6 protein-coding genes are annotated in these 9,164 nt (G+C 70.3%); 3 read left to right on the plus strand and 3 right to left on the minus strand.

Annotated elements, in window-relative coordinates; all coding sequences use genetic code 11:
- Positions 1 to 81 precede the first annotated feature (81 nt).
- Positions 82 to 522, minus strand: coding sequence for an ester cyclase (locus CNO22_RS12025; RefSeq protein WP_157936915.1), 441 nt, complete (start codon positions 520 to 522; stop codon positions 82 to 84).
- A 98-nt stretch (positions 523 to 620) separates the two neighbouring features.
- Positions 621 to 3,461 carry a helix-turn-helix transcriptional regulator gene (locus CNO22_RS12030; RefSeq protein WP_100499601.1) on the minus strand — a complete coding sequence of 947 codons (2,841 nt, stop codon included), beginning with the start codon at positions 3,459 to 3,461 and terminating at the stop codon, positions 621 to 623.
- A gap of 581 nt (positions 3,462 to 4,042) precedes the next feature.
- Here CNO22_RS12030 and CNO22_RS12035 point away from each other — a divergent pair.
- The 3 genes from CNO22_RS12035 to CNO22_RS12045 all read left to right on the plus strand — a co-directional run bounded on the left by CNO22_RS12035 (position 4,043) and on the right by CNO22_RS12045 (position 8,202).
- A complete protein-coding gene (locus CNO22_RS12035) occupies positions 4,043 to 4,534 on the plus strand; it encodes a Fur family transcriptional regulator (RefSeq protein ID WP_269799590.1) in 492 nt (163 codons plus the stop codon).
- Complete coding sequence (gene katG, locus CNO22_RS12040; RefSeq protein ID WP_100499602.1) at positions 4,531 to 6,762, plus strand: catalase/peroxidase HPI; 2,232 nt, start codon at positions 4,531 to 4,533, stop codon at positions 6,760 to 6,762. Before CNO22_RS12035 ends, katG begins: the two co-directional genes overlap by 4 nt.
- 618 nt (positions 6,763 to 7,380) lie before the next feature.
- Positions 7,381 to 8,202 (plus strand): transposase family protein, encoded by an 822-nt coding sequence (locus CNO22_RS12045; protein ID WP_198588275.1) that lies wholly within the window; start codon positions 7,381 to 7,383, stop codon positions 8,200 to 8,202.
- A 20-nt stretch (positions 8,203 to 8,222) separates the two neighbouring features.
- Here the strand turns inward: CNO22_RS12045 and CNO22_RS12050 are convergent, their stop codons facing one another.
- Entirely contained in the window at positions 8,223 to 8,819 is a 597-nt protein-coding gene (locus CNO22_RS12050) for an RNA polymerase sigma factor (RefSeq protein WP_157936916.1), read from the minus strand.
- Between the last annotated feature and the right edge of the window lie 345 nt (positions 8,820 to 9,164).

The raw sequence follows: 9,164 nt of genomic DNA on the forward strand, positions 1-9,164 counted from the left end.
CCCGACCGTGGGGGTTCGTCCTTCTCTGGGGTCACCGGCAGGTCGCCTTGCGGTCATCCGCGATACGTCGAGCCGCGACACTCACCCCAGAGGCGGGATGGCCCCGACCTGGCCCAGGAAGTCGGCCAGGTTCCAGTACTCCGTGACTTCGAAGATCTTCCCGTCCCGCAGCCGGCCGACCCCCGCGCCGAGAATGCGGAAGGGGCGGCCCGTGGCGGGCAGCCCGGGCAGGTCACCGGTGTGCACACCGGTCATGACCCACTCCTTGGCGTAGGAGTCACCAGCGACGAGGAGATTGACCACCTCGATGCGGAGGTCGGTCCACCGCTCGAGCAGGCCGATCAGGTCCTGGCGCACCGCCTCCCGGCCGACGAGGCGCTCCCCGGTACCGGTGTTGGTGAAGACGCAGTTCTCGTCCATGAAAGTGGTGAACGCGTCGGGGTCGTGCCGGTCCATGGCTCGCGTCCACTCGAGGACGACGGACCTGGTGTCGGTCGCCATGGTCTGCGTACCGGTGCTCATCGTGTGCTCCCCGGATCGGTCGGGATCGGACACAACGAGCCTCGGCCCGCCGGAGGAGCCGCGGTAGCGCAGCGAATGCGTATCCGCCGCGACCGGCACTACGTACGCAAGGTGCGCAAATCGCCTCGACGGGCAAGCCCGGTCTTCGCGAGGAGCCGTTCTACGTGCTTGTCCACCGTGCGCACCGATATGAACAGGCGTGCCGCGACCTCCTTGCTGGGCAGGCCTTCGGTCACGAGCGCGAACACCTCCGCCTCGCGGTCGGTGACGCCGAGCGCAGCGAGCCCCGGAGGCACGCCGCCCTCGGGTTCGGGACGCCGGACCGGCACGCCGGCTCTGCGCAGCAGCGACCGGCAGGCGCGCTCCACGTGCTCGTGGCCCGAGCGACGGAAGAACGCAGCTGCCTCGGTGAGCCACTCCACCGGACAGCCCCACCCATCGGCGAGAGCGCACTCGGCCACAAGCCGTTCGGACAGATGGCGCTGCGCAGCCATGCCCGGCATTGCGATGTGCACACGCGCCTCCCGGAAGAGTGCTGCGGCGGTCGCAGGGTCCCCACCCCGGCCAGCGGCGATCGCGTCGGCATAGCGGAGGACCGCCGTCGAGAGCCGGCTGTCGGCCGGCGTGAGCTGCCGGGCCTCGGCTCGGGCCTCTTCGCCACCGTCGTCCTGCACGGTCCGCAGCAGCGCCCAGGTGCGCCAGTACGGACGTACGTAGACCGTGGCGGCGTCTCGGAGGATCGAGACCGCCGTGTCGAGCGCCGCGATCGCCCCGGCACGGTCTTCGCGGAGCAGGGCGTAAGTCCCCCTGTGCGCCCAGGCGTTGGCCTCCAGGTCCGGCTCGGGCCGGCCCGTCGCCATGGCCTCCGCGATAGCCAGTTCCATCGCAGCACGCCGGCCGGCGAAACCGTGGGCTGCCGCTTCGAGCAAGAGCGCCTCGGCGAGCAGGAGGTCGAGGTGGAACCGGCGCGCGGCGTCCTGGCATCGGCGGGCCGAGTCCAGACAGGTCCCGGCGTCGAGGGCGATCCAGCCGGACATGCCCAGCTGCAGGTCGATGGTGGCCGCCATCGAGAGGGCCCCGGCCTCGGCAGCCAGCGCCCGGGCCTGCCGCAGACGGACGGTGTCGTTGGCCTGCAGCAGGTCGATCGTGCCCAGCTCGTGCGTAGCCCGGAGCTCCCACAACTTCGCCCCGTGCCGGGACGCGACCTCGCGTTCCCGGGCGAAGATGGCCTCGGCCTCCCCCAAGTCCCGGTTGCGCGCGATGCGCCCCATGACCTCCAACGCTTGGCAGGACACGTCCGCGAGGTCGCGCCGCTGTGCCACCTCCAGGGCGCGGCGCGCGATCGGTTCTGCCTCCGCGACGCGGGCGGCACCCAGTAGCACGTGCGCCGTGAGCCCATCGATCTGCGCCAGGGCTGCATCGTCGGCCGCGAGCACACGGGCCTGCGCCAGCTCCTCCAGCGCCAGGGTCCAATGCGCGGCCGCGCTCGCCGCCTCAGCCAGCTGCACGTGGATGCGAGCCCGTCGAGAGGGCTCGGGGGCTTCCCCGTGGAGACGTCGTGAGAGGTCGACGGCGCTGTCCAGGTCGCCACGCAACCCAGCGACCCGAACGCGCAGCTCATCGATGTCGAGGGCTGACGGCGACCCGCTGCGTGCCAGCGATCGAGCGTGCTCGAGGATGCGCGCCGCGGTCGCCAGCGCGCCGTCGGCAACGGCCCGGAACCCGGCCGTAAAGAGCAGGCTCGTGGCGTCCGCGGTGTCCCCGGCCAGCTGGCTCAGCTCGGCGGCGAGCTCGCACCAGTGCCCGGGCAGCCCGGCGTGAACGGTCTCGATCGCTGACCGCGCCTTCCGCGCCAGGACCTCGCGGACCTCGGGGACAAGCCCACCCAGCACGGCGTCGCGGGTCAGGGCATGCCGGAACCTGAACGCTCCGTCGTCCACTGCCACCAGTTGCATCTCCACCGCGCGCATCAGGACGTCGGCCACCTGGTCGGGGCTACGGCCGAGCGCGGAGGCCAGCACCGCCGGAGGCAGCCGCCCGAGCAGCGCGCCGAGGTCGATGACCGCACGGTCCTCCGGCGAGAGGACGTCAAGGCGACGGCGTACGGCGTCGGCGAAGGATGGGGGGACGACCGTGTCTGCTGCCGAGCACACCTCCCAGCCTGTCCCGCGACGAACCAGCGCGCCGGCATCGATGGCCGCCGTCAGCAGCTCCTCGACCAGGAACGGGACGCCGTCCGCGCGGGCCAGCAGCGCGGAAAGCCCGGGCGGGACGGTCGGCATGCCGAGCGACAACCGGGCCATGGTGGCGACCTCGTCGCCGGTCAGCGGCGACAACTCGACCAGCGTCGCGGTCCGGTGGGCGACCAGGTCGTGCAGGAGCCCGGCCCCGTCCGATGCCCCCGGTCGTGCCGTGACCACGACGACCAACCGTTCGTCGACGGCGTGATCGGCGACGTACTCGAGCACGTCCAGTGTCTCCAGGTCGGCCCAGTGGACGTCCTCGATGGCGAGCAGCACCCCCGCGCCACCACCCAGCACCGTCAGCAGACGCAGGACGCCTTCGGCCAGGACGAGAGACGACTCCGCCGAGCCTGCGAGCTCCGGCCTGTGCCACTCGGGGAGCAGACGGCCGAGGGCTGCCCGGTACGGGATCAGTTGTGGGTCATCCGGCAATCCGGAGCGGCGGCATGCGGCGATGAGTGCCTCTGCCAGCGGCCGGTATGGCAGTGGCCGCCGGGCGGGCACCGCTCGACCGGTCACCACAGCCGCCCCGCGGCCCTCCGCGCACCGGAACAGCTCCCGGACGACCCGGGACTTGCCGATCCCGGCCTCGCCGAGCAGCGCCAGAACGCCGCCGCGGCCGGCGTCGATTACCCGCGTCAGCACGTCGATCTCCTGGCGCCGACCGACCAACGCCGGACACAGCGTCTGCGCCATCGACAGAGCATCCCCGGCCGGTGCACCGTCCGCCAGGACCCCGAGGGGCTCGCCACGTCTGCGACCCTGTCAACCCGGTCGTCAGGGTGCCGGAGGCCGGGGAGCTGGATACCTTTTCGGCGGGCCGCACTGCGACGTCGCCGTAGTTCCCCTGCGCCACCGGGGACCACGGCTCGGTCCGGGTTCTCCCCGGCGACAGCCGTGATCAGGCCGATAGGCGTGTGCGTATGTAGCGTGTCGCCCCTCGGACACCAATGATAGGATCCCCGCGGCTGACCAGCTGCGGGGATCCTGTCGTCGTGGAGCAGGACCGGACGTCCCGGGACTCCGTTTGACGGTGTCTCGGTACATCGTTCATGTGGGCGTGGTTCGGTACCCCCGGGTCGGGGGTCCGGGGTGAGATCCCGTAGCCGTTGTCTCGCGACGGCCCTTCCCCGGTTCGCCCGGACACGAGACGTCGTCGACCCCATCCCTGCACAGCCGTTCGGGTGACGCTGCCTGCTTGGCCCGACCGTGCACAAGTCGAGGGTTGAAGCTCGCGAGGGTTGATCGACTCCAGAGGTGGGGCCAGGCTTCCATGTGTGCCGACGACGTCGGACTACGAGCGCATGTTGCGCGGGGCCGGCCTGCGCGTGACCCGTCCTCGGCTCGCGGTGCTGTCGGTCGTGCACTATCAACCGCACGCCGACACTGACTGGATCATCACTGCCGTACGGAAGGAGTTCGGCCGGGTATCCCACCAGGCCGTCTACGACGTGCTGCACGCGCTGACCGCCGCTGGTTCGGTGCGGCGCTTCCAGCCGTCGGGCTCCGTGGCTCGCTACGAGGCGCGGGTCCGGGACAACCACCACCACGTCGTGTGCCGGTCGTGCGGTGCCATCGCCGACGTCGACGGCGCCCTCGGCGACACCGCCTGCCTGACGGCCCCGACATCTCGGGCTACGACATCGGCGAGGCCGAGGTCATCTACTGGGGTCGATGCCCGGCGTGTCTGGCGGCAACGGCGTCCAGCGGCTGAAGGCAACCAGCCATCACGAGGAAACGGCGAGACAGGGAAGAGGGACCGGACGTGACCGAGAAATTCGGCGAGGGCGTCAAGACCGGGACCGAGAGCATCAGCGAGAGCGAAAATCCCGCAATCCCCAGCCCCACTCCGAAGCCCTCGACCCGGCCGCGGACGAATCGGGACTGGTGGCCGAACCAGCCCGACCTGTCGGTTCTCCGCCAGCACGAGCCCCGGCCCAATCCGATGGGCGAGGGCTTCGACTACGCCGAGGAGTTCAAGACCCTCGACGTCGAGGCGCTGAAGCGGGACCTGTTCGACCTGATGACGACGTCGCAGGACTGGTGGCCGGCCGACTACGGCCACTACGGGCCGCTCTTCATCCGAATGAGCTGGCATGCGGCGGGCACGTACCGCATCGCCGACGGCCGGGGCGGTGGCGGGTCCGGCGCGCAGCGCTTCGCCCCCCTCAACAGCTGGCCCGACAACGCGAGCCTCGACAAGGCACGCCGGTTGCTCTGGCCGCTCAAGCAGAAGTACGGCCGCAAGATCTCCTGGGCCGACCTCCTCATCTTCGCCGGCAACTGCGCTTACGAATCGATGGGATTCAAGACGTTCGGCTTTGCCTTCGGTCGAGAGGACATCTGGGAGCCCGAGGAGATCTTCTGGGGGCCCGAAGACACCTGGCTCGGGGACGAGCGCTACACCGGCGACCGGGAGCTCACCGGGCCGTTCGGCGCCGTGCAGATGGGCCTGATCTACGTGAACCCGGAGGGGCCGAACGGCCGCCCGGATCCGCTGGCCGCCGCCCGCGACATCCGCGAGACCTTCGGTCGCATGGCCATGAACGACGAGGAGACGGTCGCGCTCATCGTCGGCGGCCACACGGTCGGCAAGAGCCATGGCGCGGTCGACCCCTCGTACATCGGCCCCGAGCCCGAGGCCGCCCCCATCGAGCAGCAGGGCCTCGGCTGGAAGAACAGCTACGGCAGCGGCGTGGGCCCAGATGCGCTCACCAGCGGGCTCGAGGGTGCGTGGACCCCCACCCCGGTCAGGTGGGACAACAGCTTCCTCGAGACCCTGTACGGCCACGAGTGGGAGCTGACCGAGAGCCCGGCCGGTGCGAAGCAGTGGACGCCGAAGGGCGGCGCCGCGGCCGACGCCGTTCCCGACGCGCACGACCCGTCCAAGCGGCACGGTCCGATGATGCTGACGACGGACTTCGCGCTGAGGGTGGACCCGGTCTACGGGCCCATCACGCAGCGGTTCCTCCAGAACCCCGAACAGCTCGACGAGGCGTTCGCCAAGGCCTGGTACAAGCTGCTGCACCGCGACATGGGCCCTCTCTCGCGCTACCTCGGCCCGTGGGTGCCGGAGCCGCAGCTGTGGCAGGACCCCGTTCCCCCGATCGACCACGAACTGCTCGGGGACGACGACATCGCGGCCCTCAAGCGCACGCTCCTCGACTCGGGACTGTCCATCCCCCAGCTGGTGTCCACCGCCTGGGCGTCGGCGGCGAGCTTCCGCGGCACCGACAAGCGTGGCGGCGCCAACGGGGCCCGGATCCGCCTCGAGCCGCAGCGGAACTGGGACGTCAACGACCCGGCCCAGCTGGCCAGGGTGCTGCCGACCTACGAGCAGGTCCAGCAGGGCTTCAACGGCACACAGTCCGGCGGGAAGAAGGTCTCGCTCGCCGACCTGATCGTCCTGGGCGGATGCGCGGCCGTGGAGCAGGCGGCGAAGGATGCCGGGCACGACATCACGGTGCCGTTCGCGCCGGGACGCACGGACGCCTCCCAGGACCAGACCGACGTGGGGACGTTCGCCGTGCTGGAGCCGACCGCGGACGGATTCCGCAACTACCTCCGGGCCGGGGAGAAGCTCTCGCCGGAGACGCTGCTGGTGGACCGGGCCTTCACGTTGAACCTGACCGCTCCCGAGATGACGGTGCTCATCGGCGGGATGCGGGCCCTGAACGCCAACCACGGGCGGGCCCCGCACGGCGTCTTCACCGACCGGCCGGAGACGCTGACGAACGACTTCTTCGTGAACCTGCTCGACATGGGCACGGAGTGGCAGGGGTCCGCCTCGGCCGAGAACGTGTACGAGGGCCGGGATCGTGCCACGGGCGAGATCAGGTGGACCGCTACCGCCGCCGACCTCGTTTTCGGATCAAACTCCCAGCTCCGTGCCATCGCGGAGGTCTACGCGTGCGACGACGCGAAGGAGAAGTTCGTGCGTGACTTCGTGGCCGCGTGGAACAAGGTCATGAACCTCGATCGGTTCGACCTCGCGTGATTCCGATGTAGAGGTGGGCCGACGATCGGCCGACCTCGACATCCGGTCGGTGCTCCTTGGCCTCCATCCCGCCGCCGACCGACGAACCCCTCGCGGCAGGTACCGCGCCGGCGTCTACGGCTGACCGGCACGCATGACGAGTGGGAGTTCAGCCAGCCGAGGAGAGGCGTGTGCGTATGTACCGAGACGCCCCTCGGACACCGGCCTGAACCCCACGGCTCGACAGCGGTGGGGGTTCTGTCGTCAGTGGGTACGTCGACTCCGCGCCACCGCGGCTCGGGGCCAACCAGAACGGGTTCCACAGGACCGGGTCCGATCCGGTCAGCCCTGTGGCGCCCGGCTGGAGGGGCGAACCTCCAGCCCCACGATCACTCAGGCGTCCCGATGAGGTCGCTCGCCTTCCGCGGGAGCCCTGTCCTGGACTCGTCAGGCCGCGCTCGGCCCGAGACGCGCGAACAATGAGCCTTTCCCAGTAGCGGGCGGCTGGCAGGTCGGACCGGACACGCCGACGGCGGACAGATGAGGAGAGACGGCGCAGGACCTCGGTAGGAGGGACGTCCTTCCACAGATGTCCACCACCGAGGTCCTGCTGTGTCCGATCCTGTCATCTACACCGCCGTGCTCCCCGTCGCCGAGGAGACCGTGCACTTCGTGTCGGGCCTGCTGGCCGCCGAACGCCGTCGCCGGGGAACCCGGGGCCGGCGCCGGGCGCTGGGCTGCTACCGACAGGTGGTGCTGGTCCTGCGCTGGTTTCTCGACGGCACCCGGTTGGCGCAGCTGGCCGGCGACAACCGGATCGGCCGCTCCACCGCCTACCGGTACCTGCACGAGGGCATCGACGTCCTCGCCGCCGCCGCACCGGGGTTGCGCGGCGCGCTGCTGGCCGCCCGCGCCGCCGGCCACTCCCATGTGACCGTCGACGGCACGCTCATCCGCACCGACCGCTGCCACATGCCGGGCCCGACCGCCCGGACCGACCGCTCCGGTCGCCGGGTGGACCTGTGGTGGTCGGGCAAGCACACCGCCCACGGCGGCAACGTGCAGGTCATCGCCGCCCCGGACGGCTGGCCGATCTGGACCTCCCCGGTGCGCCCAGGCCGCGAGCACGACACCACCGCGCTGCGCGCCCACCCCGAGGTGCTGCCGCTGCTGGCCGAGTGGACCGACGGCGAGCACGCGGCCCTGGGCGACCTGGGCTACGAGGGCGAACGCGGTGCGCTGACCACGCCGATCAAGCACCGCGCCGGGTGCCGGCTGACCGCCGATCAGCGCACCGTCAACCTGCTGCACGCAGCCACCCGCGCCCCGGCCGAACGCGGCAACTCGCTGCTCAAGACCACCTTCAAGGCCCTGCGCCGGGTCAGCCTGTGCCCCTGGCGCATCGGCGCGATCACCGCCGCCGCCCTCGTCCTCCACCGCGAGCACGACCGGACGACATGATCACCAACTTGGTTCGGCCACTACTGGGAAAGGCTCAATGCCTGACGGCCGCGGGCAATTCGGCTCTTCACGGTGTTGACCGGTATGGCCAACGCCGCGGCAATCTCGTCGTAGGAGCATCCACACAGTTCTCGCAGCACGACGGCGGCACGGTATGACGGCGGCAGCTGGGAGAGAGCCTCGTCTGCCGTCATTCTCGCCACCACCTGCTCGTCGACTGGCACAACCTGGGCGGCTCGAGCAACTCCGGCCACGCCCTCGACCCAGACCTCGTCAGTAGGCTCCGGCCTCCGTCGGCGCCTGCGGGTTTCCTCCAGCGCCGCGTTGGAGGCCACTCGATACAGCCAGGTGCGGAAGCTCGATCGCCGCTCGTATCCACCGAGCAACCGCCATACCCGGATGAGAGTCTCCTGCATGGCCTCCAGCGCGTCGTCGTGATTTTCCGTGATGCGCAGACACACGTTGTAGACCAGCCGTTGGTGTCGCGTCATCAGCTCACCGAAGGCCAGTTCGTCGCCGTACAGGCACCCGTCGATGAGCTCGTCCTCGGTAGCCGAGCTGAGGTTTCCGACATTCCTGGCATTCGACTTCCGGTCGTGCGCATCGAACGGCACCACGCACGCGAGAGCACCCGAGTCGGCGGTCTTGCAGGAGCGGCTATGAGTTATCGCAGGAGCCGGAGTCCCTGCTCGGCGGCATCTCCCTGCGGGAACCGGATCGGGAGAGTCGACCACCGCGCCGCTCTCACCGGTCCTGCAGGTGTCGAAGTCAATAGCCGGCATGCAGCCGTTCATAGCGATCCCCTTGTTTCGTGCGAGAAAGGCAAGAAAGATCGTGTCGGCGCACCGCGAGCAGTACCAGGAGTGACTGTTCAGGTGGTCGCCCGCGTGTCGTGATCGGGTGATCCTGGCGGGCTGTGAAGGATCGGTCCGTGTCCGCGCCGAGCTACGAGCAACTGGCGG

Source organism: Geodermatophilus chilensis (assembly GCF_002802985.1).
GTDB classification, from domain to species: domain Bacteria; phylum Actinomycetota; class Actinomycetes; order Mycobacteriales; family Geodermatophilaceae; genus Geodermatophilus; species Geodermatophilus chilensis.